At 48.4% G+C, this 26,232-nt stretch carries 33 protein-coding genes and 2 pseudogenes; 30 read left to right on the forward strand and 5 right to left on the reverse strand.

Going from position 1 to position 26,232, the window contains the following annotated elements; genetic code table 11:
* The first annotated feature begins 10 nt into the window (after window positions 1-10).
* The 6 genes from OCY70_RS33200 (at window position 11) to groL (ending at window position 4,953) form a co-directional block, all read left to right on the forward strand.
* Window positions 11-697: a 5-formyltetrahydrofolate cyclo-ligase gene (locus OCY70_RS33200; protein ID WP_249725218.1), complete on the forward strand. Its 687-nt coding sequence runs from the start codon at window positions 11-13 to the stop codon at window positions 695-697.
* Between the two features lie 109 nt (window positions 698-806).
* Window positions 807-1,298: a MogA/MoaB family molybdenum cofactor biosynthesis protein gene (locus OCY70_RS33205; protein ID WP_213428856.1), complete on the forward strand. Its 492-nt coding sequence runs from the start codon at window positions 807-809 to the stop codon at window positions 1,296-1,298.
* A gap of 113 nt (window positions 1,299-1,411) precedes the next feature.
* Window positions 1,412-1,684, forward strand: a complete 273-nt coding sequence (gene tatA, locus OCY70_RS33210; protein WP_213428855.1) for a twin-arginine translocase TatA/TatE family subunit — start codon at window positions 1,412-1,414, stop codon at window positions 1,682-1,684.
* 69 nt (window positions 1,685-1,753) lie between these two features.
* Window positions 1,754-2,536 (forward strand): twin-arginine translocase subunit TatC, encoded by a 783-nt coding sequence (tatC, locus tag OCY70_RS33215; RefSeq protein WP_213428853.1) that lies wholly within the window; start codon window positions 1,754-1,756, stop codon window positions 2,534-2,536.
* Window positions 2,537-2,923: 387 nt separating this feature from the next.
* Complete coding sequence (groES, locus tag OCY70_RS33220; protein ID WP_006676838.1) at window positions 2,924-3,205, forward strand: co-chaperone GroES; 282 nt, start codon at window positions 2,924-2,926, stop codon at window positions 3,203-3,205.
* 119 nt (window positions 3,206-3,324) lie between these two features.
* A complete protein-coding gene (gene groL, locus OCY70_RS33225) occupies window positions 3,325-4,953 on the forward strand; it encodes a chaperonin GroEL (protein WP_213428851.1) in 1,629 nt (542 codons plus the stop codon).
* Window positions 4,954-5,008: 55 nt separating this feature from the next.
* On the opposite strand, the gene OCY70_RS33230 is transcribed toward groL, so the two are convergent.
* From OCY70_RS33230 to OCY70_RS33240, 3 genes are read right to left on the reverse strand one after another with little or no spacing between them, the layout of a single operon-like run.
* Window positions 5,009-5,758: a site-specific integrase gene (locus OCY70_RS33230; RefSeq protein WP_315973951.1), complete on the reverse strand. Its 750-nt coding sequence runs from the start codon at window positions 5,756-5,758 to the stop codon at window positions 5,009-5,011.
* Window positions 5,691-6,239, reverse strand: a complete 549-nt coding sequence (locus OCY70_RS33235; RefSeq protein WP_249725216.1) for an Arm DNA-binding domain-containing protein — start codon at window positions 6,237-6,239, stop codon at window positions 5,691-5,693. Before OCY70_RS33235 ends, OCY70_RS33230 begins: the two co-directional genes overlap by 68 nt.
* 13 nt (window positions 6,240-6,252) lie before the next feature.
* Window positions 6,253-7,185, reverse strand: coding sequence for a S24 family peptidase (locus OCY70_RS33240; protein WP_213428849.1), 933 nt, complete (start codon window positions 7,183-7,185; stop codon window positions 6,253-6,255).
* 182 nt (window positions 7,186-7,367) lie between these two features.
* On the opposite strand from OCY70_RS33240, the gene OCY70_RS33245 reads away from it, so the two are divergent.
* From OCY70_RS33245 to OCY70_RS33340, 20 genes and pseudogenes are all read left to right on the forward strand, one after another.
* On the forward strand, window positions 7,368-7,643 hold the full coding sequence (locus tag OCY70_RS33245; protein WP_213428847.1) for a hypothetical protein: 276 nt from the start codon (window positions 7,368-7,370) through the stop codon (window positions 7,641-7,643).
* A 14-nt stretch (window positions 7,644-7,657) separates the two neighbouring features.
* Window positions 7,658-7,906, forward strand: a complete 249-nt coding sequence (locus OCY70_RS33250; RefSeq protein WP_213428844.1) for a DNA-binding protein — start codon at window positions 7,658-7,660, stop codon at window positions 7,904-7,906.
* The gene (locus OCY70_RS33255) at window positions 7,903-8,691 is read left to right on the forward strand and encodes a Rha family transcriptional regulator (protein WP_261945322.1); all 789 of its coding nucleotides are present in this window, start codon (window positions 7,903-7,905) and stop codon (window positions 8,689-8,691) included. The genes OCY70_RS33250 and OCY70_RS33255 overlap by 4 nt, the downstream gene beginning before the upstream one ends.
* 17 nt (window positions 8,692-8,708) lie before the next feature.
* The gene (locus OCY70_RS33260; protein ID WP_213428841.1) at window positions 8,709-8,900 is read left to right on the forward strand and encodes a hypothetical protein; all 192 of its coding nucleotides are present in this window, start codon (window positions 8,709-8,711) and stop codon (window positions 8,898-8,900) included.
* Window positions 8,901-9,224: 324 nt separating this feature from the next.
* Window positions 9,225-9,371 (forward strand): hypothetical protein, encoded by a 147-nt coding sequence (locus OCY70_RS33265; protein WP_213428839.1) that lies wholly within the window; start codon window positions 9,225-9,227, stop codon window positions 9,369-9,371.
* On the forward strand, window positions 9,368-9,532 hold the full coding sequence (locus tag OCY70_RS33270) for a hypothetical protein (RefSeq protein ID WP_213428838.1): 165 nt from the start codon (window positions 9,368-9,370) through the stop codon (window positions 9,530-9,532). The genes OCY70_RS33265 and OCY70_RS33270 overlap by 4 nt, the downstream gene beginning before the upstream one ends.
* 496 nt (window positions 9,533-10,028) lie before the next feature.
* Window positions 10,029-11,357, forward strand: a complete 1,329-nt coding sequence (locus OCY70_RS33275; RefSeq protein ID WP_261944557.1) for an ISNCY family transposase — start codon at window positions 10,029-10,031, stop codon at window positions 11,355-11,357.
* 73 nt (window positions 11,358-11,430) lie between these two features.
* Complete coding sequence (locus tag OCY70_RS33280) at window positions 11,431-12,339, forward strand: hypothetical protein (protein WP_373871546.1); 909 nt, start codon at window positions 11,431-11,433, stop codon at window positions 12,337-12,339.
* Window positions 12,317-13,120, forward strand: a complete 804-nt coding sequence (locus OCY70_RS33285; protein ID WP_315973949.1) for a PD-(D/E)XK nuclease-like domain-containing protein — start codon at window positions 12,317-12,319, stop codon at window positions 13,118-13,120. Before OCY70_RS33280 ends, OCY70_RS33285 begins: the two co-directional genes overlap by 23 nt.
* Window positions 13,117-13,440, forward strand: coding sequence for a hypothetical protein (locus OCY70_RS33290; RefSeq protein ID WP_261944913.1), 324 nt, complete (start codon window positions 13,117-13,119; stop codon window positions 13,438-13,440). The genes OCY70_RS33285 and OCY70_RS33290 overlap by 4 nt, the downstream gene beginning before the upstream one ends.
* Before the next feature lie 5 nt (window positions 13,441-13,445).
* Window positions 13,446-13,655, forward strand: a pseudogene (locus tag OCY70_RS33295) (LexA family protein); the annotation flags it as partial.
* A gap of 19 nt (window positions 13,656-13,674) precedes the next feature.
* A complete protein-coding gene (locus OCY70_RS33300; protein ID WP_261944914.1) occupies window positions 13,675-14,613 on the forward strand; it encodes a hypothetical protein in 939 nt (312 codons plus the stop codon).
* Window positions 14,614-14,618: 5 nt separating this feature from the next.
* The gene (dnaI, locus tag OCY70_RS33305) at window positions 14,619-15,560 is read left to right on the forward strand and encodes a primosomal protein DnaI (protein ID WP_306433993.1); all 942 of its coding nucleotides are present in this window, start codon (window positions 14,619-14,621) and stop codon (window positions 15,558-15,560) included.
* 97 nt (window positions 15,561-15,657) lie between these two features.
* Window positions 15,658-15,861, forward strand: coding sequence for a hypothetical protein (locus OCY70_RS33310; RefSeq protein ID WP_213431442.1), 204 nt, complete (start codon window positions 15,658-15,660; stop codon window positions 15,859-15,861).
* A gap of 216 nt (window positions 15,862-16,077) precedes the next feature.
* Entirely contained in the window at window positions 16,078-16,653 is a 576-nt protein-coding gene (locus OCY70_RS33315) for a Holliday junction resolvase RecU (protein WP_213431441.1), read from the forward strand.
* 99 nt (window positions 16,654-16,752) lie between these two features.
* Entirely contained in the window at window positions 16,753-17,376 is a 624-nt protein-coding gene (locus OCY70_RS33320) for a hypothetical protein (RefSeq protein ID WP_213431289.1), read from the forward strand.
* 117 nt (window positions 17,377-17,493) lie between these two features.
* Complete coding sequence (locus OCY70_RS33325) at window positions 17,494-17,997, forward strand: hypothetical protein (RefSeq protein ID WP_213431290.1); 504 nt, start codon at window positions 17,494-17,496, stop codon at window positions 17,995-17,997.
* Between the two features lies 1 nt (window position 17,998).
* On the forward strand, window positions 17,999-18,319 hold the full coding sequence (locus tag OCY70_RS33330) for a hypothetical protein (RefSeq protein ID WP_213431291.1): 321 nt from the start codon (window positions 17,999-18,001) through the stop codon (window positions 18,317-18,319).
* Window positions 18,316-18,636: a hypothetical protein gene (locus OCY70_RS33335; protein ID WP_261948924.1), complete on the forward strand. Its 321-nt coding sequence runs from the start codon at window positions 18,316-18,318 to the stop codon at window positions 18,634-18,636. The genes OCY70_RS33330 and OCY70_RS33335 overlap by 4 nt, the downstream gene beginning before the upstream one ends.
* 102 nt (window positions 18,637-18,738) lie before the next feature.
* On the forward strand, window positions 18,739-19,443 hold the full coding sequence (locus OCY70_RS33340; RefSeq protein WP_249725665.1) for an ArpU family phage packaging/lysis transcriptional regulator: 705 nt from the start codon (window positions 18,739-18,741) through the stop codon (window positions 19,441-19,443).
* 978 nt (window positions 19,444-20,421) lie between these two features.
* Here the strand turns inward: OCY70_RS33340 and OCY70_RS33345 are convergent.
* Both OCY70_RS33345 and OCY70_RS33350 read right to left on the reverse strand, forming a co-directional pair.
* Window positions 20,422-20,836, reverse strand: a pseudogene (locus OCY70_RS33345) (type II toxin-antitoxin system HicB family antitoxin).
* Window positions 20,837-20,872: 36 nt separating this feature from the next.
* Complete coding sequence (locus tag OCY70_RS33350; protein ID WP_390955205.1) at window positions 20,873-21,064, reverse strand: type II toxin-antitoxin system HicA family toxin; 192 nt, start codon at window positions 21,062-21,064, stop codon at window positions 20,873-20,875.
* 647 nt (window positions 21,065-21,711) lie between these two features.
* Here OCY70_RS33350 and OCY70_RS33355 point away from each other — a divergent pair.
* The 4 genes from OCY70_RS33355 (at window position 21,712) to OCY70_RS33370 (ending at window position 26,221) form a co-directional block, all read left to right on the forward strand.
* Window positions 21,712-22,107 carry an HNH endonuclease signature motif containing protein gene (locus tag OCY70_RS33355; RefSeq protein WP_315973950.1) on the forward strand — a complete coding sequence of 132 codons (396 nt, stop codon included), beginning with the start codon at window positions 21,712-21,714 and terminating at the stop codon, window positions 22,105-22,107.
* Window positions 22,108-22,829: 722 nt separating this feature from the next.
* Window positions 22,830-23,204 carry a phage terminase small subunit P27 family gene (locus tag OCY70_RS33360; protein WP_261945333.1) on the forward strand — a complete coding sequence of 125 codons (375 nt, stop codon included), beginning with the start codon at window positions 22,830-22,832 and terminating at the stop codon, window positions 23,202-23,204.
* Entirely contained in the window at window positions 23,201-24,910 is a 1,710-nt protein-coding gene (locus tag OCY70_RS33365) for a terminase large subunit (RefSeq protein ID WP_213430759.1), read from the forward strand. Before OCY70_RS33360 ends, OCY70_RS33365 begins: the two co-directional genes overlap by 4 nt.
* 87 nt (window positions 24,911-24,997) lie before the next feature.
* The gene (locus OCY70_RS33370; RefSeq protein WP_249725570.1) at window positions 24,998-26,221 is read left to right on the forward strand and encodes a phage portal protein; all 1,224 of its coding nucleotides are present in this window, start codon (window positions 24,998-25,000) and stop codon (window positions 26,219-26,221) included.
* Window positions 26,222-26,232: the final 11 nt, after the last annotated feature.

The following is a 26,232-nucleotide window of genomic DNA, read 5'->3' on the forward strand; positions in this document are numbered from 1 at the left end:
GGCGGTAACGTTGACGGCAGCGGAGGAGAAGCGAATGCTTCGTCTGCAATATAAGGCGCGCAGGCAGGCGGTCGGCCCGCAGGAGCGGGAGTCCAGCAGCGAAGCCGTATGCCGGCGGGCTTACCCATTCATGAAAGCGCTGCGAGAGCGGCATGGACGTCCCTTGCATTTGTGCGCCTATTTTCCGTTCGGCAATGAGCTGGATATTACCGCCTTGCTGCTTGATTGCCGGAAGCGGGGCGATGCCGTCTATCTTCCGCGCACGGACGCGGCTTCGCGGACGATGTCGCTGCATCCGTGGACAGAGCATACGGTATTCACGAGCGGCACCTTCGGCCTGCAGGAGCCGGGGCCCGAGACGGAGCGGCTGGATCCGGAGCATTGGGACAAGCTGGACGCGATTTTCGTTCCCGGTATCGCCTATGATCGGCAGGGCGGACGGCTGGGGCTGGGCGCAGGTTATTATGACCGGTTCTGGCATGCTTATCTGGAGGCGCTGGACCGTGCGCCGCTTGAGCGCAGACGCGCCGATCGCGCCGTGCGGCTGGGCTGCATCTATTCGTGGCAGCTGGCGGAGCGCGTGCCGATGGAAGCGCATGATATCGCCGTCGATTGGCTGATTACCGAGGATGAGATCATCGCTTGCGCAGCCGATGCAGAGCTGCCGCTAACCGGGAGGAACGGCGGCCGCGAGTAAGTGCCGAGAGGATGAGATCGCATGCGGCAGAAGGATGGACGTCCTTCCTGCGCGTGCCAATATATTGAAGAAGGCCGGTTGTGCCGGCTAGGCGGGAGGAGGAGCCCTGATGCGCTGGAAAGTAGCAATATTGACGGCGAGCGACAAAGGATCCCGGGGAGAGCGCGAGGATACGAGCGCCCAGGTCATTCGGGAACTCGTCGAAGAAGAACTCCATGGTGAGATTGTGGAATACCGGATTGTGCCGGATGAGATGAATGAGATTTCCGCATCGCTCATCGAGATGGCCGATTATTTTCAGGCCAACTTGATTATTACGACAGGCGGTATCGGGATGGCGGAGCGGGACGTGACGCCGGAGGCGACGCTCAAGGTCGTCGATCGGCTCGTGCCGGGCATGGCGGAAGCGATGCGCTTCGCCTCGATGCAGAAGCAGCGCCGGGCGATGCTGAACCGCGGCGTGTGCGGGGTGAGGGGACAGACGCTCATCATCAATCTGCCCGGAGATCCGAAAGGCGTGCATGAGAATCTGCTGCCGATTATGGATCAGATTCCGCATGCGCTTGCCGTGCTGAACGGGGAGCACAAGGGCGCGGAATAGAACCCTTCATAATATTGTTACAGATTATTTGGTATATTACGGATGGCGCATATGATATGATGTAGATCACAAGCACTCTATTATAGGATCTGCAGAAAGGAGATATTTTCGCTATGTTCAACGGCATTGGCGTCTCGGGAATACTTCTGCTCTTGGTCATTGCGCTATTATTGTTCGGACCGAATAAGCTGCCTGAATTGGGACGGGCCTTCGGCCGCACCCTGCGGGAATTCAAGGAAGGCGCGCGCGATATTATGGGGGATGAGCCAAGCGCGAAGCCTGCCCGCCAAGAAATTCAGACGGTTGACGTCGAACCGGCTGGCCAGGAGCTGGCCAAGGCGTCCGGCGAAGCGAACAGCGCCAATCAGCGCCGCCTCCCTGAGTAACCAGACGTTGTCTGTCATGTTCAGCGGGGCGGTCCCGCTTTTACCATGGAAGGAACAGGTTGGTGAGGCATGTCGAAGGTAACGGAAGAACAAATGACACTGATCGAGCATATTACGGAGCTTCGCAAACGTGTCGTCTATATCATCATCGTCCTCGTCATTGGCTTGGTGGCAGGATTCCTCGCCGCTGATCCGATTTACGAATATTTGCGCAATACGGAGCCGGCCAATCAGATGCCGCTTCACGGCTTCTCGCTATGGGACGGGATCGGGATATATATGAAGTTCGCCTTCATTATTGCATTGGCTGTGACGCTTCCGTTTGCGATGTACCAGCTGTGGGCTTTCGTCAGCCCCGGCCTCCGGGAAATAGAACGGCGTGCTGCTCTCCGGTACGTCCCTTTTGTATTTGTGCTGTTTTTGCTAGGGCTGTCCTTCGCCTATTTCGTCGTCTTTCCGATGGCGTTCTCTTTCACGTCGGGCATTAACAAGCATATGAACTTGACCGAGACGTACGGCATCACGCAGTATTTTTCGTTCATGCTCAATCTGCTGGTCCCGATCTCGCTGCTCTTCGAGCTGCCGATCGTCATTATGTTCCTGACCCGGATCCGGCTGCTGAACCCGCTGAGATTGCGGAAAATGCGGCGGGTGGCGTACTTTGTCCTGATCTTGCTCGGCACGATGCTGTCGCCCCCGGATATTGTCTCGGACTTGCTCGTGGCGATACCGCTCCTCATTTTATATGAGATCAGCGTGTTCATGTCCTCGATCGTCTACCGGAAGCAGCTGCTGGAGCAGGAGGCATGGGAGAAGGAATTCGGAGAAGGCGCCGATACGACGGCGGTCTAATCATGAAGTCCGTTATGCAGGTGTAACAGGTTCGCATGGAGCGTTCATCTTGTTGTGCCTGCATTTTTTTGTGCCCGGCGGATGAATGCGGGCTCTTGCGCGCTGCGGGGTCAATCCGCGAACAGGATGGAATGTTATGAGCCTTTTTGGATAAAATGGGTAAGGTGTGCTCGAGGAGCGCCGGATCGGAAAAATAATTTTTTCACGCGAAACCCTCTTGCAATGTAAACCCAAAATCAGTATCATAGGAATTGGTTATTAGCACTAAGCATCGTCGAGTGCTAACACCGGGCGAATGCTTCGTTTTTGAGGATTCTACCGCTGCCTGTCCCAGGCGCCGGAGAATTCTTCACCTTATAAACTCTTGTTCAAAGGAGGCTATTTTTCATGATCAAACCATTAGGTGAGCGCGTATTGATCGAACCAATCGCGAAGGAAGAAACTACAGCTTTCGGTATCGTTCTGCCGGATACGGCGAAGGAGAAGCCGCAAGAAGGCAAGGTGATCGCGGTAGGTAACGGGGTATGGAAAGACGGTCAACGTGTGCCGCTCGATCTGAAAGAAGGAGACCGCGTTATTTTCTCCAAATATGCCGGTACTGAAGTGAAGTATGAAGGCAAAGAGTATTTGATTATGAAAGAAAGCGACGTTCACGCTGTTATCGGGTAATCGGCCCGGCGGAACAGCCTTACCGACATAAGTACGATCGAGTCTTTCGGAATGGAAGACTCCCAGACGGACATATATGCACGCCGTATCATTCTGAATGAATTGAGGAGGGTTTCACGATGGCAAAAGAAATCAAGTTCTCGGAAGACGCACGCCGTTCCATGCTTCGCGGGGTTGACGCTCTGGCTAACGCGGTGAAAGTAACACTTGGACCGAAAGGCCGCAACGTCGTATTGGAGAAGAAATTCGGTGCTCCGCTTATCACGAACGACGGTGTGACGATAGCGAAGGAAATCGAACTGGAAGACGCTTTTGAAAACATGGGCGCTCAACTGGTGAAAGAAGTAGCTACAAAAACAAACGATGTTGCCGGTGACGGTACGACAACCGCTACGGTTCTGGCTCAAGCGATGATTCGCGAAGGCTTGAAGAACGTTACGGCTGGCGCGAATCCGATGGTCGTTCGCAAAGGGATCGAGAAAGCAGTGAAAGCTGCAGTCGAAGATCTGAAGAAAATTGCGAAGCCAATCGAGAACAAGCAAAGCATCGCTCAAGTTGCTGCCATCTCGGCCGATGACGAAGAAGTCGGCGCATTGATCGCAGAAGCAATGGAGAAAGTCGGCAATGACGGCGTAATTACTGTCGAGGAATCCAAAGGCTTCAACACGGAGCTTGAAGTTGTAGAAGGTATGCAATTCGACCGTGGTTATGTATCTCCATACATGATCACGGATACCGACAAGATGGAAGCTATCCTCGATAACGCATATATCTTGATCACAGACAAGAAGGTTTCCAACATTCAAGAAATCCTTCCTGTTCTTGAGAAAGTCGTTCAACAAGGCAAGCAGCTCCTGATCATCGCTGAAGATGTGGAAGGCGAAGCTCAAGCAACCTTGATCGTGAATAAGCTTCGCGGCACATTCACTTGCGTAGCCGTTAAGGCTCCAGGCTTCGGCGATCGCCGCAAAGCAATGCTGCAAGATATCGCTGCATTGACTGGCGGTCAAGTGATCACGGAAGAACTCGGACTTGAATTGAAATCGACTACGATCGAGCAATTGGGTACTGCACGTCAAATCCGTGTTACGAAAGAAAATACCATCATCGTTGATGGTGCTGGCGCAAAAGAAGATATCAATGCTCGCATCAAGCAAATCCGTACACAGCTCGAAGAAACGACTTCCGAGTTCGACAAAGAGAAACTGCAAGAGCGTCTGGCTAAATTGGCAGGCGGCGTAGCGGTTATCAAAGTCGGCGCTGCGACGGAAACCGAATTGAAAGAGCGCAAGCTCCGCATCGAAGACGCGTTGAACGCGACTCGCGCAGCCGTGGAAGAAGGCATCGTTGCCGGCGGCGGTACGGCATTGATGAATGTATACCAATCGGTAGCGGCCGTTCAATCTACTGGCGACGAATTGACTGGTGTCAACATCGTTCTTCGCGCGCTGGAAGCTCCGGTTCGCGCGATTGCGGACAACGCAGGTAAAGAAGGCTCCATCATCGTTGAGCGCCTGAAGAAAGAAGCGACAGGTATTGGCTACAACGCCGCAACAGACGAGTGGGTCAACATGATCGAAGCGGGTATCGTCGACCCTGCGAAGGTTACTCGTTCCGCACTGCAGAACGCAGCTTCCGTAGCGGCTATGTTCTTGACGACCGAAGCGGTTGTCGCTGACAAGCCGGAACCAGAAAAGCCAGCAATGCCTGACATGGGCGGAATGGGCGGCATGGGCGGAATGATGTAATAAGACTAGGAACCCTTGGTGCAACAAGGGTTCCGCGTCTGTTAACTTCATTTTGTTAACATTTTGTTAACTCTGAGTCCGTTTTTTTAGAGGCTCTCATTAGTTCGCCGAACTTTTGAGAAGCCTCTATTCTTTTTGGTTTGGTTATGTGTAGGTAAATTTTTCGTGTAATGTCGTCGTCTGCATGCCCAAGTCTTTGCATGATCTGCTCGAGACTGACTCCGGCTTCCGTGAGCAACGAAGTGTGAGTGTGTCGTAATGAATGTGGAGTAAGTTCCTGATTCAGTTCGGCTAATCTCAAGAGGCGCTTCATTCTAAGTTGGATCATTTTTACTACTTCAGGGTATCCTGCGTACTGGCCTAACTTGGCAAAAACAAAACCGCGGTCATGGTAAGTATTCGGTCTTTTCGCCTTTTCAATTTGTTGCATTGTTAGAAGGTTCCTAAAACCCTCGATTATTTCGGGCTCCACATGAATTTCCCTTATCGACGAAGTGGTTTTAGGTGTGTTCAGGATATATTTACTGTAATTATTGTTAGGGTTGTATAACGTCTTAGTTATTCGAATTTTATGTTCCTCGAAATCAATATCAGTTTCTTTAAGCGCACAAAGTTCGCCTACTCGAATCCCTGTGTAAGCGAGCGTCGTAAAAATTTCATAGTCCCGATCCAGGCCGTGAATTTGGGCTGTATTGAGGAAATGGATGAGTTCTTCTTTTTCTAAGTAATTAGGAAGGTCATTGTTCTCTTCTAGTTCCTCGACAGTTTTTACATCCTTGGGGTATATAGGCAGATTCGGTCGGATCGATTTTCACGGCCCCGATCTTAACTCCATACTCAAAAATCATCCCGGCGGTTGAGTGAATGCCGGACAGCGTATTCTCGCCCAGCCCTCTCTTTTTTACTCCTCCATGTTCTTTTAGTGAGTTCAGCGCTGCTTGATAATCGCCAGGCGTTATTTCGCTAGCAATCACTTTTGCAAAACAGGTTAAAAGGTTATCCCTCTCGTTGCTTCTTATCCTTATCGTCCCATCCTTTTTCGGTTTACCGTGCTTGCTATAATGCTTCAACCATTGCTCAGATAACTCTTCAAATGTCATCTTGGTTTCTTTTACATACGTTCCACGATTCACTTCAGCTAATATTTCGGCTGCAGCGGCCTGGGCGTCTTTTTTAGTTTTGAATCCACCTCTACCTAACTGATTTCTCTCGCCTGTTTTCGGGTCCTTCCCGATGTCGATCATAAATGACCATGTCTTCCCGCGCTTGTAATAACTTCCTTTCAAAGTTGAACACTCCCTATAGTGATGGTCTAAAATGTCCGGCATAGACGCCGCATATTATCAATTCATTCGGACTCACCTCCACAGACTGATAAGCGTTGTTTTCGGGAGAAAGTGTGAATTTAGGAGAACCTTCGGACCAACTGATCCTCTTTAAACTCCCTTCTTCGCTGTTAATAATTGCGGCCACAATTTGACCGTTAAACTCTGCCCATGAGGCTTTACGCATAAATACAATGTCTCCGTTTTCAATTCCAGCATTAATCATCGAGTCACCTTTAACCCTTAACGCGTAGTCTGGTTGCTGAACATTCAAAAAGGGGAAATTGATGAATTCCTCAATTTCCTCATTGGCCAATATCCCATCTCCAACACAGATAGAACCAATAAGTGGAATCGGCTTAACATTTTTGCATTGTTTATAATACTCCTTTAATCTTGGAGAATAACTCATGATGATTTTATTTAGTTCTTCAGCAATGTTTTTCTTTGCTTCGAGGTTATAGTCATTTCGTCTGTACAAATTAATGAATTCATCCAAATTAGCGTTTTCATACAGAGCGAGAATGTCATTTGGTGCAAACATTGTGAGCAACTTTTTATGTATGTCATTATCCATGTTGATATACATAAAGCATGTCTCCAACATATCAATTATTTTGGCGTCCAATTCCTCGCCTTCATTCATGAGATTTACCAAATAATCCTCATGTTCTTCTTTCAGACCCTCGAAGTAATTTGCCGCTTTCATTAATTCCCCATATGTAACATCTTTCAACTGTTTAGAAATTTTCAACAAAGTATCAGGAGTGGGTATCTGAGAATTATTTTCAATTCTGGTCAATGTGGCGGGTGATACGCCAGTGACTTCCGAAAGTTCCTTCTTTGTTTTATACCCGTTCCGAATCCTCGCGTCCTTAATAAAATCGCCGATCTTCATTTCGTTCATTTTTCTTCAAAATTCTCCCTTCATCTAATGGCTGAAAATATCATAACACAATCATTACGTGTACGCAATTATTATCTCAGAATCTATTGCGCGCCCGGAATTGCTGTAATATAATTGAATTGCGAGGACAAAATAAAATAAAATAAATTGCGAGATCGCAATTTTGGGGGGGGAGGATGCTCATGAAAAAGTATGTGGTTCGTCTGAAAGTTAAAGAGTTAATGAAGGCGCAAATTGATAAGGATATTGCTACTGATAAGGAATTGGCTGACTTGTTGAATGTGAATGTTACGCAGGTGTGGAGAAATAAGCTGCCAATAAGTGATGAAAGGTACAACACGCCCGGAAATCAATTTATCGCCGGGGTAATGGAAGTATTTGGAGGGAAGTTTGACGATTATTTTTATATAGAAGAAGTTGACGATCCTCGGAAGACAAAAAAACGCACTTCTGCTTAGAAAGGGTGGGAGTCATGGCTAAAGAAAAAATTATTCATTGGGATAAGATGCCTGATGAAATGTCGGCACAAAACATTGCGGATATTTTCTCCATTGACAGACGTCGAGTCTATGAATTGTTTGACTTGTCGCCAGAAATGGGTGGAATCCCAAATTACAGCATCGGCACAACAAGACGGGCTGATAAGGAAGACGTGAAACAATGGAGAGATAATCTAAAGAACCAGAAAGTACGCTCTCATGAGAAAGGAGAATCAGCATGAACAGAGATCAGATTAATTCAACGATGCAAGGATGGATGGATACGCAGCGCAAGAAAGAGATCGTATTCATCGAAAATGGACGAGCAGTAACAGACAGCTTAACGGTAGCGGAAGTGTTCGGTAAAGAACACGCCAGAGTAATGCGGGACATTCGTGAATTGCAATGTAGCGACAATTTCCGGGTCGGCAATTTCGCCGAGTCAACGTACACGAACGCACAAGGTCGAGATATGCCAAGGTATTTGATTAACGAGAAAGGATTTACGCTCCTGGCAATGGGATATACCGGACAAAAAGCGATGGAGTTTAAGGAACGATACATTGCCGAATTCGAACGGATGCGGCAGCAGCTTCAAGGGGGCGTGAACATCGGGCAACTTAGTCCTCAACTCCAATTACTAATCAATATGGAGCAGGGCATGAAGCAACTGGAGGCCCGGCAGCAGTCCACGGAGCAGACGATCACAACGATTAAGGAAACATTCCTGCAGCGTGACGATGATTGGAGAAAATCAATTAACAGCATGTTGAACGCAGCAGCGCGCCGGCTGAATGAAAATTACCGGGACTTGCGCTCCCTCAGTTACGACACGCTGGAACTGCGTGGGAAATGCGACTTGAAGCGCCGCCTTGCCAACCTCCGCGACCGTCTGGCGGATTCAGGCGCCACAAAAACACGGATCAACGATACGAACCGGTTAGATGTCATCGAGTCGGACCAGCGCCTGAAAGAAATCTACACCACCATAGTAAAGGAATTAAGCATTGGTTCTATAGCCAATTAAGAAAGGGGAATGAACAATTGAAAGCCAAAATTATCGTTTTGGTGAGTGGCGATGTATACGAGGATGTTGAAATAAACGAAGTTAGAAAAGGTGTCCTGCCGAAGGAGATGGATTCTATGGTTGAACTTTCATTCGGCAAGACAAGAATTTACATCAATGCTGCCATGATCGTCTCTTTAGAGCCTGATGTACAGGTAAAGGCCTTGTAGTTACTTCTTTTTAGTCTGAGATAGAGCACTCCCCGCGACTTTCTTTGAAGCTGCGCTCTATCTATTGTCGCGTAAGATTTTGGAGGCAGTAGAAGCTACTTTTTTCGATGTTTGCTTCTTGTTAGGCATAGTATCACCTCCCTTCAATGGTGTCTGGACAACTCTATTTTAGCGGGGAAGGTTGAGAGATTACAGCCAAAATAAGGAAAGGGGGATGAACATGTTAAAGGGTGGAAAGCGCAAAGGAAACAAATTGTACGTCAAGCACGGCGATAAATGGATCGAAATCCTGGAGGCCGCAAGGATTATGGAGGGTGATGACAAGTGAAAACAGATGAGAGCCCATGGATCGCCGCGGCGTGTGATGCGGATCGGAATACGTGCCAGCTTACTCGGTATCTCGTGTTCGGGACGGTAGGCGGGGCGCAGGCGTGGTACGAAGCATTAAGAGAGGAGGTAGAGGAGGCATGACGCAGCAACTGGAAGCGCGGATTGAACAAGCAATCGAGGAATACACGCCGCTCTACGATCGGTATTTAGACGAGCCTGACGAAACGATTAGAGCGGAGCTGAAGGCTCAAATGGTGGCGATTGGGCGGAAGTATGGGTTCGATGGTGGGTTAGCATCATGAGGCCGGAATGCGGATGCGGGTGGCCGGCTGAATATCTAGTGTACAAACACCGGGAACCGCATTGCTTGGATTGTTTGCTAGAAGCGCTTGAGTGCTCAGGGTTTGATGTCATCGTAAGTAAACCAGTGGATTGGGGTGAATGGTATGAGACTCGCGGTGAGAATCAAAGCGGTGGACGATAAGGACGCACAAATGTGCTTGACACAAGTCGGGGGGAGCATTGTTTTCCCGGACGGGAAGCCGCCACAATTTCAATTTCCAACAAAGGAACTTCACGCTGAATACTGCCGGTTGCTTCGAGAGAAGCGACAAAAGTAAATTAGCCGCGGGGTAGGAGCCGCAGCTAATCGAAAACTCAAACGAATACAATTACGTGCATTATATCACAAATTCAGGAGGGATCAAGCATGAGTTTCGATGATTGTTGTTCTTCTGTGATAATGTCACCCTATAACTGTTCTGAGATAATGTCACTATGGGACAGGAGATATTGACATTGACGAAAGCAGAAATGAAGAAGGTACTCGTTGTGGAGAAAATCATAGATGGGCGGATGACCAATAGGGAGGGAGCGGCAGCGCTGGGTTTATCAGAACGCCAAGTCATTCGGCTAAAGAAGAAATACCAATCCGGAAAAGGAGCACAAGAACTTATACACAAGAATCGGGGGAAACAGCCTCATCACGCCCTTCCCAATGAAGTGAAGGAACGAATCGTTGAGCTGTACACAGCCAAGTATTACGGAAGCAATTGCTGCCACTTCGCAGAGCTTCTTGAGGAGCATGAATCGTTGACACTGAGCGCTTCCAGCGTGAGACGTATCCTTCTGGCTAGTGGGCTCAAGCAAGCCAAGCAGCGGCGTCGCAGTAAAGCCCATCCGCCACGGGAACGCAAACCGCAAGCCGGCATGCTGTGGCAGATTGACGCAACTCCTTATGCATGGTTGGAGGATCGGGCTTCATCCTTTACGCTGCATGCTGCGATTGACGATGCAACAGGTACCGTTGTCGGTGCCGTCTTTCGTCCGAACGAATGCCGGGAGGCCTACTCTCTAGTCATGCAGCAAGGGATAGAAAAATACGGGGTTCCCCTTGGGCTTTACAGTGATCGGCATACGATTTTCCGGTCGCCTAACGAAAAGCTGACGCTCGAGCAAGAGCTCGCTGGGGAGACCAAACCGCTCTCCCACTTCGGCAAAGCGATGGCTGACTTGCATATTGAGCACATCAAGGCAATTACACCGCAAGCCAAGGGACGGGTAGAACGCCTCTGGCAAACATTTCAGGATCGCTTGGTGATCGAACTGCGGCTTCTTGGCATCAAGACGCTGGAAGAGGCGAACGCGGCTCTGCCCAGCCTATTGCAGAAGCACAATCACAAATTTGCCATAGAGCCAAAAATGACCGATTCGGCTTACCTGAAGCTTGATCCGTCTATCGATTTAAATCATGTGTTCACGCTTCGCAATTATCGGCAACTCGGGACCGGAAACACCCTCTCGTACAACGGAAAGTGCTATACCCTTGCCCAGCCTGCTTCCCTTCGTCTGGATGCAAAAACGACGGTTGAAGTGCGGGAGACGTTAACAGGGGATGTATTGTTGTGGCACCAAGGCCAGCCCTGGGCACTCAAAGAAACTCAGAAGCCACAGCGCAAGACGTCTGGATCAAAAAAGGCGAGTTCTGCGTCGCCACGCAAACCCGCCCAGAATCATCCGTGGAAAACCACGTATGATAACACTAAAAATAAGCGTACCACAAAAAACAGTTCGTTCCAAGATGCAATGTATTCGCAACATAATAGCTATGCAGAGGTCACCTGGTAAGGCTGACCTCTGATCACACAAGTGACATTTTCATAGCACAGTTAAAGTGACATTTTCACAGACGATTGACAGCATGAGTTTCGATGATACGCAACAAATGGACTATTCCAATTACATGCTGCCGACCGAGGCGCCGCCGCTACCGTCAGTTACGGCTCAGTTGGCTACCACGCGGCAAACGGAAGAGGTTAAGGCCGCGATCTTCATGGCGAAGCAGTTCCCGCGGGATCAACAGTTTGCTTATAACCGAATTATGACGGCATGCCAGCGCAAGAAGTTGGCCGAAGAGGCTGAATATGAGTTTCCGCGCGGAGGAAGCAAGGTAAGTGGTCCATCAATCCGGCTCGCAGAGGTTCTGGCCCAGAACTGGGGCAACATCGACTACGGCTTGATTGAGTTGGAGCAGCGGCCGGGAGAATCCAAGGTGATGGCCTATGCATGGGACATTGAGACAAACACGCGTCGACAGATGACGTTTACAGCGCGGCACGAGACAAAAAAGAAGGGTAGCATCAGTAAGCTAAATGATCCTCGTGATATCTACGAACTGGTAGCTAACCTGGGGGCGCGGCGAATGCGCGCGTGTATAATGGGTGTAATTCCGGGCGATATCGTTGACGCTGCGCTCGAACAGTGCCGGCAGACACTTAAAAACGGTTACTCGGAACCTTTGACCGACCGGTTGCGGAAGGCATTCCAGCAATTCCAAGAAAAATACGGAGTCAGCAAAGAGATGATCGAGGAGTATATCGGATGCGACCAAGAAGCTTTTACCGAGAATGACTATCTGCGTTTAAGGAACGTCTGGAAGGCTCTCAGAGACGGCATGGCGAAGCGAGAGGACTATTTCACTATCAAGCCCGTTGTGCAGCCTACAAAGGCCGAGGAAGAGTTCCTGAAGCAGCAGGAAGCGAAGGCAGATAAGAAGGTCAAGAAGGATAAGGCTGGAGGCGAAGCCGATGCTGCAGCTGAACAGCAGTAACTATTATTCGGCAGAAGCGAATTGGGAGTATATGAGCAATAGTCAGTATAAGGACTTCCGGGCATGTGAAGCAATGGCAATGGCGAAGTTGGAAGGTTGGCAGGAGCCTCCTTCTGACGCCCTCCTATTAGGCTCATATGTGCATGCCTATTTCGAGGGGGCAGAGGCATTTGAGTCATTTAAGGTTGCTACTCCAGAACTGATATCTAGTAAGGGTCCGACTAAGGGGAAATTGAAATGTCAGTACCGGGACGCTGAGGCCATGATATCGGCACTTGAGAACGATCCTTTATGCATGTTCCTGCTTCAAGGTCAGAAGGAAGTAATTATGTCGGCAGAGTTCACTGGAACATGGTGGAAAATCAAAATGGACAACTATGCTCCCGACCGACTGCGCTTTAGCGACATCAAGACAGTACAAAACATCAGCAAGGAGACGTGGGACCCAGAGAACGGCTATGTATCATTTGTCGAGGCGCAGGGTTATGTGACGCAGATGGCTTTGTACGCAGAGATAGAGCGGCGAAAACTCGGGCGGGACGGCTGGATAGAACCGTACATCGTGGCCGTGTCTAAAGAGGACCCACCGGACAAGGCGGCGATCAGTATTAACGCCTATGATATACAGCGGGCGTTGGATGAGGTTGAAAGGTACATGCCGCGGATCCTAACGGTAAAGTCCGGCCAAGAAGAACCAGAACGTTGTGAGCGCTGCAGGTATTGTCGGGGAACGAAGGTGTTGAACCGGATCATCCACTATTCGGAGTTGATTGCGAGATGACACTATCATTCAATCCGGTGCCGAAGCCGGGGAAGAGCAAGCGCATGAAACTAACGCAGAAGCAGATGGGCGATATAAGCCCGTCTGTGGATGCGGAACTAAAGGAACGGAGCAAGGGCATATGTGAAATTTGTGAGAAGGCATGGGCAACAGAGAGGGCGCACCTGACCGGACGGAAACAGCTTGATTGGAAAACCAAGGTTACGGATCTGCTGCATCTTTGCACAGACTGTCACCGGTGGCTGGACGGCACACAAGAAGGCATACGGTTCAGACGATTGGTAGCGCACATAATCAATACGGTATTAGGGAGAAGGTGAAATACATGCGGGGTCAGATTAGTCCTAAACGACAAGCAATTTTTGAGTTTATTAAAGAACATGTACTTGCAAAAGGGTATCCACCAACAGTGCGAGAGATTGGGCAAAAGGTGGGACTTGCATCCACAAGCACAGTGCAACGTCATATTGATGCCTTAGAAGCACAAGGGAAGATCAGACGCAAGCCAAACAGTCCTCGAACAATAGAAATTATTTTATAAGCAGGTGGGTGGTATGCAAGGCTGGATAAAACTTCATAGAAAGATCCGATACAATGCCATTTTTAACAATCATCAATTGTATCGGCTATGGACAATCTGCTTGCTTACGGCAACCCATAAACGGCGCGAGCAGATTGTCGGGAATCAGACAGTTTTGCTCGAGCCAGGACAATTTGTAACCGGTAGATTTGAGCTTCATTCGGAGTATAACAGCGGTCTAAAGAAGAAGGATCAAGTTTCAGAATATACCGTTTGGAGATGGCTGATGTCGCTCGAAAAAGGCGGATTTTTGAGCATCAAAACGAGCAACAAATTTAGCGTCGTAACCATTGATAACTGGGCACTTTATCAAGGTTCAGACAACGATGATGAGCAACAAAACGAGCAGCAAGTGAGCAACAAACGAGCAACAAATGAGCAACAAATGAGCACAAACAAGAATGTAAAGAATAAAGAGAATGAAAAGAATGATGAGAAAGATAGTTGTTGTTCGGATGATATCGAATCAATCTTTGGACTGAATGAAAAACAGGATCCCGTTCCTGATACTTCAGATACGGACTCTGAACCAATGATTTCAGTTCACGAATATCGACAGAAGGTTGCTTATAAGTATCTTAGTCGCAGAGGCAAAGGCTTCTACCTTACGAAGATAGACGAGGATGAGGTAGATAGTTACATTGTCGAACGCATACCGTTACGAGTAGTGCTGCAAGGCATAGATTATTCCTTTGACAACTTCAAGCCAAAGCACAACCGCGATGAGATTAAAAGCTTGAAATACTGTTCCCCAGTCATATTTTCTCTTTACGCCCAGCAAGGTACCGTTCCCGCTGCAGAGGCGTCGGGTGCCGTCCCGGAGGTGGATGCCGTTCCGCCCGGAGAGAAAGGCAAGGAGAACGTAATAGATTTGCTTGAGCAACTCAAGAAAATGCGAGGTGATACCGGTTGAAAGATATGGGCGCGGTCTTAGGTGAAGCTAAGGTAATCCCGCCGAATTACAAAGAACGTCTGGCGCGTATGGAAGCAGAACTTGAGCATCACCCGGATATAGTTGCGCTCAAGGAAAAGTTTCCTGATTGCGACCTAAAGAAGAGCAAGAAAAGCGAGCTATATAACTATACCCGTAATTGTGATAATTGCCGGGCTTGTACGGGGCTGGATACCTGCCAAAACGAGTTTCCTGGGCATAGGTTGGTGCCAGATTCGGATCCGCCGTACCTGGAACTGCTCAACTTCCGGCTGCTGCCGTGCCATTTACAACAGGCTTTAAACAAGCAGCAGAAAATAAAACACATGATTAAAAGCCATCATATGCCAGCATCAATAACAGAATCATCGTTTGAACAATTGGACGTCGATCCGCAGCGGCAGGCAGCCATAACAGAATGTATGAAATACTGCTTGGATTTTAAAGAGGGTGAAACGGTCAAAGGCCTGTATCTTTACGGGGGCATGGGGATCGGGAAAACGAAAATCATTGGAGCAGTCGCCCATGAGTTGGCTAACCGTAGTGTAGCGGTCGCAATGGTGTATGTCCCGGATTTTCTGGAAGAAGTGAAAGGTGCTATATCGACCAATACAGTCAGCGAGAAGTTGGATGCAATACGAGATGTGGATGTACTGATACTGGACGACATTGGGGCCGAGCCGTTGACGACTTGGACAAGGGATGAAGTGTTAGGGCCAGTACTGCAGCGGCGTATGGAGCAAAAGCCTACGCTATATACTTCGAACCTCACAATGACCGAGCTGGAAAGGCACCTTAGCAACGTGAAGGACTTCGACAAGATGGAACCGCAGCAGCACAAGAAGAAGGCGGCACGGATTATGGAACGGATCGAACCGTGGGTAAAGTTGATTCATGTAAACGGACGGAATAGGAGGAGAAATCCATGAAAACTTGCACTATTTGCGGCGGTAGTAAGGTGGTTATCAAGCGCATAGGGGCAATGACGCAGTTCGGACCGTGCCCCAATTGCAAAGAGGGTTCGAGATGATAGACGGATTCGCGTACAAGTCAGGAAAGAAGCCTGTGCCTCGCAGAGATCCCGAGAGGGACGACAGAGACCGGAAGGCGAGTGACGTTGTAGAGCGGCAAATGACGCCAGAGGAACGGGAGCGGATGGAAAAGATCGGCCCATACCGGGATCGCGATGGTCAGAAGCGCCGGCCCAGCCCGTATCCGGGAAGGTGGTAGAGATGGCATATATCGCATGTGACGACATGGATTTTATGTGGGAACAAAGGGATCTTGAAGTATTCCGGCAGATGTGGAAAGAAGGCTTTTGTGTAACGGATATTGCCCGTGCGTTCGCCCGGGATGCAGACGAAATAGGGCTATTGGTAATGGACCAGAAACGGAAAGGACATATCAGAAACCGCCCAGGAGGAGCATTAGGGAGGAGGATGCCAGATGGAATACGGTAACCGCGGTATGGCGTTTGAAGAGTTAATTGAATATTCTAATCGGTTGTATGAGAGTCAGGGGCTTGCTGTAATCAACAAGCGGCCGACTCCGGTCAAGGTAACCCGCAGCCAGGGGAGCCGGGTAATATCAGGGTTTTTCGAAAAGCAATCAACGGTTGACTTTGACGGCGTATATCGAGGGCGGGCGATAGTGTTCGAGGCGAAATCTACCAAAAATCCTACTAGATTTGACTTGTGCAAGCTTCCCGATCATCAATACGAACATTTGGAAAAGTGTCATAAGAATGGGGCCGTAGCCTTTGTACTTGTCAGTTTTGAAAAACAGAAGAAAGAATATCTACTCCCATACACGGCGCTACGGCCATACTGGACGGAATACAAGAAGCCTGTCGGCAAGCGTAGCATGAGTATTTTGGATTTCGACGTCCATGCGTATGAGGTGGATGCAGGGCGGGTGCCGCTGGATTACCTTGCAGTTGTGGATCAAGTGTGGGAAACATCAATACAGCGTGAGGCGAACGGAACGACCTATTCTAGCGATTATAAAATTAATCTAGTGTAAATCATCATCCAGACATCAAAGAGGCTCTACGAGGCCGTAGAGCGCGCATACGCACATGCATCGAATCGAACATATATTCGTGAAAAGGTGGGGTATTGAATGAGTCGGATAAAAGTAAATGTTCAAAACGGAGCAGCCAGCGGACAGATTGAAATGGAGGACGCGAGCCATGAGCACAAGTCGGCCCTGATTCGCGGGTTCATGCGAATATTCAGCAGCCTAGTGCCAGGGCGAGCGGCCGGGGGAGCGGAGCCAACAACATCAAAGGCGAAGGCAGTCCGGCGGGAACCTGATGTTCTGCTGCAAAAGGCAGAGGCGAAGCCGAGGACAGCGCCGGTTCTAAGGAGCGAACCACAAGAGCCGGCCGGGGATTCGATAGAAGTCAGCAAGCCGCCTCTGCTTCATTCGGAACGCACGCTTAGTGTTTCGATTGGGGAAGCTGTAGCGGCTCCAGCAGACGAGCCAGAATGGTGGAAGACCGGGATCAAGTATAAGAACGGGGTGCCGCACTACCGCTGCCGGTACTGGTGTAAAAATCCGAATTGCCGGGATAAGGGAAGTGATTATATCCGTGGGGGCGAGATAGAGATCCGCTGTCGCAAGTGCGGTCAAAAATTGGCTGTACGGCTTGCTACGGGCGAATATCAGGATATTAAGACGCTGCTCCCGGAGCGGGATCAATGGGGGAACTTCTATATTGCTGATCGCCTAGTGAATGGATAAATTACTCACCACAATTTTGTGGGCAGTGGCGGGGAGGGTTATATTTCGCCCTCCTTGTCAAAACGACGTGAATTATTCCTGAAATATTCTTGAGTCAAAAGGACGGAGGGAAAGCCAATGGCTAGGGTAGTAGTACCGAAGCAATATAAATGCACACACTGCGGATTTATCAGCAATAAAACCAAGTCGATCAAATTACCAGGGATCACATTTGCAGTTTGTTTTAAGTGTCGGGGCCGATTGACAGAAAACCCAGAGTGGCGGGAGTGGTACCGTGAGTATCACGAACGCGAACGGATAAAGAGGCAACAAGCCGTTGAACCAAAAGAGTGCGAAGGATGCGGAGAGAAGCGGCCGGCAGAAGAAATGAAATCCTTAGAAGGTTTGGACCTGTGCGATCATTGTCAAAAGATGGAGCAGAAAAGTAAACAGTTCGCCTCGTTGGAGGAAGAAGAAGGCCGCATAACTGATGAAATCATGGAACTTGAATCGGACTTGAATTGGGCACAAGAACGAGTGGATGAGATAAAGGCCAGAATCACGGAGGCCCGAAAGAGATACGATGAGAACGAGCTTAGAATGACGAATTTTGATTGGGCTATTGAGGGGAAGGGTGAATAAGATGGGCGCAACAGGAGAGTTAAATTTAGTGCGGATGAGCGGTGAAATGCGGTTTTCCTCGATGACGGATAAGGTCGCACTTGATGATTTGCAATACTCTGCTTTGAAGATGTCCGCTTGGCTACAAATGCTGAACAACGGCATGAAACCAGTCTCGTGGGCGAAACCCAACCGCAGAGGCACCCGCGTTAAATGGGAGTCAATCAATAGTCGTGAAGAAGAAAATTGGTCATTTGATGAATTGGAAGGCTTCGTGAATGCGATTAAAAAGCGATTCGGGGCCGACATAGAGTTGATACGGGAGGAAGTGAAACGGACATGAAAGTAGAGTTTGATTTTAATCTTCTCCGTTGGATCATCGGATACTGGATGCTTGGGTTCGGCGCAAGACGACAACATGCATTTTATATTGGCCCGTTCGCTTTATGCCTTACCGCAGGAGGTACAGGGATGAGTAATGGACCTGTCTATAAGAATAGTGAAGTTATCGGCAATTACTCAGACTATTGGTTGCTGGCTATAAAGCAGATGAAGGAACATGGAGCTATAGATACACAACAACAAAGATCGCTGAACAGGAAGGTAAAGAACTGGTGGTATGACAAGATGAAAGAATTGGAGGGCCTAAGGGATGTATGAATGGTTGAAGTGGCCTTTGATTATTCTGGCCATTGCATTCCTGACGAATGGATTCAACTTCGTAACAATCAATAAACATTACCATGGGAAGGAAGAGGATAAATGAACGAGATGAAAAATGATCGTGTCATTACGTCCGCCATTCCAGAAATGGGACATGGCCCGATCACATACGAGACTCAAGAAGGCGGGACAAAGCAGTTACGTGACAATGTTTCTCGCCTGTGGTGTGCATGCGGCAAACCTGCAACAAAGTATACGTTTGGGAACCAGTCTCCGCATGATTTTCAATGCATGGAATGTGCGGGCGGAGAGGAGATAAAGATTAAAAGTGGGCCGAATAGGGAGCGGGAAGGAACGGAAAAGGGGAGCATGGGACAACTCGCTATGTTCACTCTTGATGAAAATGAGACTTGGAGAAGAGTAGAGGAACGGTTGGAGTCGGCAATGCTCTATAAGCGGTTTGGCTTTATTCGTCGCGAGGCCAAGGTAACGGCCACATACAGCGACATGCCGCGAAGCAACACCAATGTAACAAGCGACCAGACAGGCGACCTATCCACATACAACGTAGACCGGGAGGAAAAGCTGCAGCGGGAGTACGAGCAAGTTATGCGGGCCGTAGGGCAGTTGTCAGACACACAACGTGAAATCATAGAACAGCGTTATCTGACCGATGAGGGAGTAACGGACATTAACGTATATGTCGAAATGGGAATGCCAGAGCGGAGCTATTACCTCGCCAAGTCCAAAGCAATGCACCGGCTTGCTTTCGCGCTTCGGTTGGAAGTCTATAAGGAGCCGTAAAAAATCATTGCAGACTTTTTGCAGATATTTTGCAGATATCTTGCAGTTCATTAGGAGAAAAAGCCTGTATGATTGTATTATGGCAGTAGCGTAAAGGCGCTGCCCGTGCGGACGTGCGCGAGGTTAAAACAAGGGTGCCCAAATTGATGATGTCCATTAAACGGACAGCATCTTTTGAAGGAGCTTTGTTCTCGGAGTCCGCCGGGCCGTGTACTCCATAGTATTGCGGTATGCAAAGGCTGGCCGACTGAGACCCCCATAATCAGCGGTGATCAGTAAGCCCTACATTATCGAGCCACAACAAAGAGGCCGCAGCGGAAACGCCGATATGTAGGCATGGAAGGGATAACCTAATCCGTCAATCTGACGGTTGTGGAAGGATTGGGCAATCCTGGTCGGTATGTACCCGCTCTGGTGGTTGCTTGATGGAGCGGGATATGCCTCAAATCAAAGTGCTAACTCTTTCATTCTTGGTTATACTGATACTATCTAGTAATCAGAGGTGAGATCATGCCGGGGATGACAGAGCAAGAGCTAATGGCACGCTATAAAGACCATGTAACAAATAAGGAGTACACGTTGGCCCATTTCTAAAGATGGGGAGCCTTGCGAGATTGCAGGCAAGATTATAGAGGATTCTAATCAATGTGGACGGCGCTCTAATGGCTGTAACCAGCATGGGATTATTTCAACTAATTCCGGATGAAGAAATGACAATGATGTACGTGAGGAATGATCCTAGATTCGTTTGCGGTGTCAGATGAAATAATAGTAAATCTCGGAAACGTAACTAAGGTTGAAAGTGACTCAAGACGTATCTGGATGCACGACCAATCAGTCGTTGGTGATGAGTCGTACTGGACAGACTTCATAAGCAAATACGACTTGTTCCAGCAAGGGAAAGTAAGCGGCTGAATATAGTAATGAATTAAGCACCTGAGAGGGTGTTTTTTTTGTTGCAATCAAAAGGACTCCTCATTAAGAGAAGTCCTTAACACCAAGTTTCTCCTTCAATGCATCTTGAAGTGTCTGGGAGAAGTTGATCCCTTCCTCGGCAGCAGCATCGTTTAGCCATTTTGGAATTGTGAGTGTCTTATTAATGGCCTTGTTGCGGATACGCTCGCGGACGAAATCGGTATTCACTTGGATAAGAGACACAAATGTACCGGCTGCTAATTGGATAGAGTCCGGCTTCGATGGCTGCGGGATATCGTCTTCATCCTCTTCCATCAAGTAAAGGTGTCCACCAAGGGCATCCTTCGCCATATGCAAGGCTTCGTCGAGGGTATCACCTTCGGTAATGCAGCCCGGCAAGTCAGGGAAACGTCACGGTATATCCGCCTTCGTCTGGCTCGCCTGGGCGGAACACAGCGGGATAAATGTACTTACTCATATATGATTAACCTCCTTGGGAGAGGCAGGGCTTAAATCAGCCCCCGCCTGCCTCGAAGATGCTTTTTGTCGTTCTCCGTTTTAGATCTTTCTTGGGATGAGGTACAGAAACCTTTCCCTTTTTGGTTGGATGGACAAAGTGCCAGTGGTCACCTTCTGTATTCTTATGTACCCAACCATCTGATTTTAGGATTTTGATTATTTCTCTTGATGAGTACGCTTTTATCAAGGTTGACCATGTTTACCTCCTTTCTGATTATATTATAACACATGTTATTACACGTGTAAAGAATAAAACAAATGTTTTTACACGTGTTGTCGTGGTGGAAGCGGGAACCGTGTTTTTGTCGTGCGATCGCCACATATAAGTAGACGGTGATTTTCACCCCATACAAAAGCCACTTATATATGAGAATACGTTTTACAAGCATTACATGATTCCGTGGTCGCTGATTATTCAGCGGCTTTTTATTATGCATAGAAAGGAATGGGAGTATGAAGTTTCTTAAATGGCTTGTACGAGTAACAGCATATCGAGAAACGGAACCACCAAGGAACCGGGGTGAACGCAGACATGGCAGAGAGACATGACAGGCTGCAGCGTTGTGTCAAAATAACACACGCTTGCGGACACACGAAGTACCGTACTGAGATATTCAGGGGAGAAGATGAAGAGAAGCAGAAGATCCGATTCTTTGAAAAGCTGAACTGTCCTGATTGTGCATCGGAGCGGGAACAGCCAGACAAGTGTCGGCGCTGCGCGTGGGGCAAGTGGGATGGAGTGGCACAAACATGCCTGATACCGCTGAGATGTTGGAGGGATTGAAGATGCCGCCCAAGCCTAAGCGACCCTGCAGCAAGCCGGGGTGCCCGGAGTTGACGACAGAACGCTGCTGCGAGAAGCACAAGGCAGCAGCTTCACAAGCGATGCCAAGCCGCTCATATGCCAAACTATACGGACGGCGCTGGCGAAAATACCGGGAACAGTACCTCGCCCTGCATCCGCTATGTGTATGTGATGAATGCAAAGGGAAAGAGGTTCCTTTGGCTGCTGATGTAGTGGACCATATTAAACCACACAAGGGCAATTACAACTTGTTCTGGGACCCAGAGAACCACCAACCAATGAACAAGCGATGTCATGATAGGAAGACGGCAAAGAGGACGGAGGTTTCGGTCATGGACTATACAACGATTGCTATTAAGGTTTCGATTGTGATCCTTATATTAATCAATGCTCGCTATTTGGAAAAAACAAATAGATGCCCGTAATTATGGGCGGGCAGCTAGAATAACAGCGATCACAGCCTTGCTCATAGCATCATACGCGCTTTGAATGGAGCTTCTTTATTCGAGGGGATGGAGGGATTAGGGGTTGAGTTCGGGATCCTTGTTATATAAGTGCAGGCAGTGCGGCGTTGTTGAAAAGAATGTACATGTACCTGATGTCATGATTGCGTTGGTGAACATAACGATGGGTGAGCCACTACCTAAAGAATGGGGTGGTAGTGTTGGCTTAATAGGGATGCATTCATGTAGTGATGGAAGGATAGGGGTTACTGACTTGATAGGAGCTACTGAAAGCGGGAGGAAAGCAGACGAGCGTTATAGGAAGGAGGGACATTGTGAAACAAAAACTCACGACTCACTATTGCTTGGATAAGGATTGTGGTTACGTCGAACGAAGTCACAAGGTACGAGATGGCTTGAGGTGTCCTAGGTGTGGGGGACCAACCGCGATTGATACAGTCCGTCGTGGTTCCGATGACGCCCCCCTAGGGTCAAAAACGTGAGGCTATGAGGCGTTGAGCGCTGCCCCCTCAAGCGCACGAAAATTTCCTGAAATCAAATTTAGGGTACGCAAGGAGGTGACGTGACGATGGGGAGGAATCCGAAACCGCTGCATTTGATAAAAGGACATCTGACGAAAAAGCAGAAGTTTGAGCGACAGGACAAGGAACAGAAAATAAGCAGCCGCTTAAGAAGGGAATCGCATCCGAGCGCCTGCTTGGCTGAATGATAAGGCAAAAAAAATGTTCCGAGACTTGGTAAAGCAGCTTGAAGAAACCGAATTGCTGACGAATTTAGATGTAAATGGACTTGCTCAATATTGTGACTTACATGCCCGAATGCTGGAGCTTCGAACCGAAGTGGAGGAAAAGGGATATACGTTAGTAAATGAAAATTCGCGCGGAGGTATAACCTACGTCACGAATCCGGCGCTAACGGCCTTGAATTCTACCATCAAGCTACTCCAAGCATATGAAAGTAAGTTCGGTTTAACCGTTTATGACAGAACAAAAATAGCTCTTAAAGACGAGAAGCCCAAAGAATCTGATCCGGTGACGGATCGTTTCGGTGATATATGATTCTTGATGAGCTAGTTTCGTATTCCGAGCAAGTCATAAGCGGTGAAATAGTAGCGTGCAAGAAGCATAAACAGGCGTGTAGGCGGTTCCTGCGCGACCTTGAACGACAAGATACAGGCGATTTTCCCTATGTCTTTGTCGAAGAGTACGCGGAGCGTTTTTTGGACTGGATGCGGCTTTTCAAACACCGTAAAGGCGCGTTAGCAAGGCAGCATATTGAACCGCATATCATACAGAAGTTTGTATTCGGAAATATCTACGGTTGGGTGCATCGCGATACTGGATATCGGCGGTTTAATAAAGCCTACTGGCAGGTAGCGCGAAAAAATGCCAAGTCGCAGTCACTGGCCTGCGTTGGATCATATGAAACCATCGCCTTCGGGGAATATGCCTCCGAGGTTTATTGTGCTGCCACGAAAAAGAAGCAATCCAAGATTGTTTGGAACGAAGCTGCCGCAATGCTAAAAGGTTGCTCTGAACTCATTAGACGAGGAACCATCAAGATAGCTAACGGGCAGATCCAGCACCTTAAATCAGAATCCTTTATGGAAGCTCTCTCGAAAGAGGATGGCAAAGAAGGTGACGGGACAAACGTACAATGTGGGATTGTGGATGAATATCACCTACACAAAACCACGGAGTTTTACGACGTCTTAGCATCCGGTATGATAGCCCGCGAAGAGCCGTTACTCATGATTATCACGACCGCGGGACGAAATCTGAACCATCCATGTTATCGAATAGAGTACAACTTTGTATCAAAGCTGCTCGATCCAAATGTTGACCTAGAAAATGACGAATACTTTGCTATGGTCAATGAGTTGGACGAAGATGACGACATTACCGATGAACGCAACTGGATTAAAGCAAACCCTATTGTCGCAAGCTACCCGGCTGGACTCAAGATGCTGCGAAGCGAGTTGAAAATGGCGCTGGCAGATCCTGAAAAGATGGTCGCGTTCAAAATTAAGAACATGAACGTATGGGTAGACGCCAAACTATCCGGCTACATGGACATGGGCAAGTGGAAAGCATGCGGTACCACGAAGGACAATCCGATGCCGGACACTAACGGACTAGATGCGGTTGTTGGAATCGATTTGTCACGTACAACTGACCTAACCAGTTGCAGCTTTGACATAGAATTGCCGGACGGACGTCTAGCCGTCTTTAGTCACTCATTTATTCCAGAGGAAAAGCTGGCTGAACGTAAACAGTCGGACAAGATGCCATATGACCTATGGATAAAGGAAGGGTGGCTAACGGTGACGCCTGGCGCGGTAGTTGATTATGACTTTGTAATGGCCTATATCCCACAAGAAGCAGAGCGGCGAGGCTGGAACATCAAAGAAATATGTTATGACCCATACAATGCAACGCAATTCTCTACGGCAATGGCAAACGCAGGATTTGTAATGATCGAGATTAGGCAGGGCATTAAAACGCTGAACGCTCCGACCAAAAATTTCAGGGAGCGCGTCTACATGGGGCAGGTCATTCATGAAAACGATCCTGTACTTGGTTGGGCGATGGCAAACGCAATTGTTAAAGTGGATGCACAGGATAATATAATGCTGGACAAAGCAAAGAGTGTTGAACGTATCGACCCGGCAGCCGCATTAATAAATGCACATGTCAGAGTATACATTTCGGGTAACGAGCAAGATTTGAACAAGCATGTATTAAGTGAAGATTTCTCGTTCTAGGGAGGGGGTGAAGAATTGCGGCGAAATAGATTCTTTCGTATGGGCTGGTTTCAATTCCTTCACAGACGTTCAGAAGATACATCGGACTTGAAGAATCCCAAGTCATGGTTTTTGGACCTGTTTGGGGGAAAGAAAACGGCCAGCGGCGAGCGTGTCACCAGCGAATCGGCCCTAATGAATAGTAATGTTTATACCTGTGCAAGCATCCTGGGCGGTGATATCGGCAAACTTCCGATCCATGTCTACCGGAAAAAGAAGGGCGGGCGCGAAAAGGATAGCAGTCACCCCGTCGCTGAACTGCTTGGCAGCAGGCCCAACCCATACATGACGGCTTACATCTTCAAGGAACTAATGATGGTACATGTTGTGGCCTGGGGAAATGGATATGCCAACATTGAGTGGCATACAAGCGGCCCATATAATGGCATGCCCAAGGCGTTGTGGCCCCTTAACCCGTCGAAAACTGATGTTCACGTTGATCCCCAAACCGGACAAGTATGGTACATTACAACCTTGCCGAATGGAGAAACGAGAAAGTTGCCGCATTGGGATGTACTGCATTTCAAGTCGATCAGTAAGTCGGGGCTCAAGGGGATCACTCCAATACAAGTCATCCGGGAGGAAATTGGTGTACAGCAAGCACAGAAAAAATTCATCGGCAGCTTTTACAGCAGCGGGACAACGACGAGGGGCATTCTCAAAACTCCGAAGCCGCTTGATAAGCCTGCCCGGGAAGTTGTTCGAGACGAATGGCAGAAGGCGAATTCCGGGCTGACTAATGCTCATCGTATTGCGATATTGGATGCAGGCTTCGACTATCAAAGCTTAGGTATGCCATTGGCGGATGCTCAATTCATTGAGACGGCCCAATTAGGGATAAAAGAGGTTGCCAAGATATATAAGGTGCCGCCTTACAAATTAGGGATTACGGACACTAAATATAGCAATATGGAAAACCTCTCCCTGGAGTATGTAAAAAGCACTCTCCAGCCTATCTTTGCGAATTGGGAGCAGGAAATTGACTGGAAGCTATTCACTGGTACAGAACGGCGGGTTTATTATACGAAGTTCAACGTAACCAGTGAGCTGCGAGGCGATTCGAAGAGTCGGGCAGAATTTTATAAGAACATGATCCAGATCGGGCCTTATTCAATAAATAAGGTGCTGGAATTGGAAGATGAAGACGGCATCGGCCCTATAGGCGACAAGCATTATATGAGTTTGAACTACACAACACTTGATATTTTAGAACAGTACCAGCTCATGAAAGCAGGAATAAAGAACAGCGAAGATACAGAGGGGGGGAGGTGAAGATGGTGAGG

Origin of the sequence: Paenibacillus melissococcoides (assembly GCA_944800085.1) — a bacterium.
GTDB lineage: Bacteria > Bacillota > Bacilli > Paenibacillales > Paenibacillaceae > Paenibacillus_B > Paenibacillus_B melissococcoides.

Coding starts and splice junctions, on each gene's coding strand:
- groL (WP_213428851.1), top strand. CDS start 3,325: ATGGCAAAAGAAATCAAGTTCTCGGAAGACGCACGCCGTTCCATGCTT.
- OCY70_RS33325 (WP_213431290.1), top strand. CDS start 17,494: ATGGCTAGGGTAGTAGTACCGAAGCAATATAAATGCACACACTGCGGA.
- OCY70_RS33340 (WP_249725665.1), top strand. CDS start 18,739: ATGAACGAGATGAAAAATGATCGTGTCATTACGTCCGCCATTCCAGAA.
- dnaI (WP_306433993.1), top strand. CDS start 14,619: ATGGGCGCGGTCTTAGGTGAAGCTAAGGTAATCCCGCCGAATTACAAA.
- OCY70_RS33315 (WP_213431441.1), top strand. CDS start 16,078: ATGGAATACGGTAACCGCGGTATGGCGTTTGAAGAGTTAATTGAATAT.
- OCY70_RS33250 (WP_213428844.1), top strand. CDS start 7,658: ATGGCTAAAGAAAAAATTATTCATTGGGATAAGATGCCTGATGAAATG.
- OCY70_RS33205 (WP_213428856.1), top strand. CDS start 807: ATGCGCTGGAAAGTAGCAATATTGACGGCGAGCGACAAAGGATCCCGG.
- OCY70_RS33270 (WP_213428838.1), top strand. CDS start 9,368: ATGACGCAGCAACTGGAAGCGCGGATTGAACAAGCAATCGAGGAATAC.
- groES (WP_006676838.1), top strand. CDS start 2,924: ATGATCAAACCATTAGGTGAGCGCGTATTGATCGAACCAATCGCGAAG.
- OCY70_RS33300 (WP_261944914.1), top strand. CDS start 13,675: ATGCAAGGCTGGATAAAACTTCATAGAAAGATCCGATACAATGCCATT.
- OCY70_RS33330 (WP_213431291.1), top strand. CDS start 17,999: ATGGGCGCAACAGGAGAGTTAAATTTAGTGCGGATGAGCGGTGAAATG.
- OCY70_RS33255 (WP_261945322.1), top strand. CDS start 7,903: ATGAACAGAGATCAGATTAATTCAACGATGCAAGGATGGATGGATACG.
- OCY70_RS33240 (WP_213428849.1), bottom strand. CDS start 7,185: ATGAACGAAATGAAGATCGGCGATTTTATTAAGGACGCGAGGATTCGG.
- OCY70_RS33310 (WP_213431442.1), top strand. CDS start 15,658: ATGATAGACGGATTCGCGTACAAGTCAGGAAAGAAGCCTGTGCCTCGC.
- OCY70_RS33285 (WP_315973949.1), top strand. CDS start 12,317: ATGCTGCAGCTGAACAGCAGTAACTATTATTCGGCAGAAGCGAATTGG.
- OCY70_RS33320 (WP_213431289.1), top strand. CDS start 16,753: ATGAGTCGGATAAAAGTAAATGTTCAAAACGGAGCAGCCAGCGGACAG.
- OCY70_RS33290 (WP_261944913.1), top strand. CDS start 13,117: ATGACACTATCATTCAATCCGGTGCCGAAGCCGGGGAAGAGCAAGCGC.
- OCY70_RS33365 (WP_213430759.1), top strand. CDS start 23,201: ATGATTCTTGATGAGCTAGTTTCGTATTCCGAGCAAGTCATAAGCGGT.
- tatA (WP_213428855.1), top strand. CDS start 1,412: ATGTTCAACGGCATTGGCGTCTCGGGAATACTTCTGCTCTTGGTCATT.
- OCY70_RS33335 (WP_261948924.1), top strand. CDS start 18,316: ATGAAAGTAGAGTTTGATTTTAATCTTCTCCGTTGGATCATCGGATAC.
- OCY70_RS33280 (WP_373871546.1), top strand. CDS start 11,431: ATGAGTTTCGATGATACGCAACAAATGGACTATTCCAATTACATGCTG.
- tatC (WP_213428853.1), top strand. CDS start 1,754: ATGTCGAAGGTAACGGAAGAACAAATGACACTGATCGAGCATATTACG.
- OCY70_RS33245 (WP_213428847.1), top strand. CDS start 7,368: ATGAAAAAGTATGTGGTTCGTCTGAAAGTTAAAGAGTTAATGAAGGCG.